Consider the following 271-nt stretch of genomic DNA (forward strand, 5'->3'; position numbering starts at 1 on the left):
TGATATTTGTTGTCATTTAGCGCTATTTCTGGCTCTTATCCGTGATGACGGAGATGAAGAGGTTATGTTACAACGGCTTGCCATCGCCATTTATCTTCTTACGATGACGGCCCGCGCGATATATTGCGCCTGTGGCGAAGGCGGCGATCCTTTTCCCCTTGCCGACGGCGAAATATTTTCCTTATTAGCGAAATTAACTCCCCTGAACAGAAAGTATTTCACGGCTAGAGATAAGCTTTTAATATTTACGGTTATCGCATGATATTTGTTC

1 protein-coding gene is annotated in these 271 nt (G+C 43.9%); it reads left to right on the forward strand.

Features of this window, described 5'->3' with window-relative positions:
* The first annotated feature begins 64 nt into the window (after positions 1-64).
* A complete protein-coding gene (locus IM317_RS23775; protein WP_004189776.1) occupies positions 65-262 on the forward strand; it encodes a hypothetical protein in 198 nt (65 codons plus the stop codon).
* Positions 263-271: the final 9 nt, after the last annotated feature.

It is taken from the genome of Enterobacter cloacae complex sp. S3, assembly GCF_014930495.1.
In the GTDB taxonomy this organism is placed as follows: Bacteria; Pseudomonadota; Gammaproteobacteria; order Enterobacterales; family Enterobacteriaceae; genus Enterobacter; species Enterobacter asburiae_B.

Excerpts from the sequence above, each read along its gene's own strand:
- IM317_RS23775 (WP_004189776.1), top strand. The coding sequence starts at position 65 with ATGTTACAACGGCTTGCCATCGCCATTTATCTTCTTACGATGACGGCC.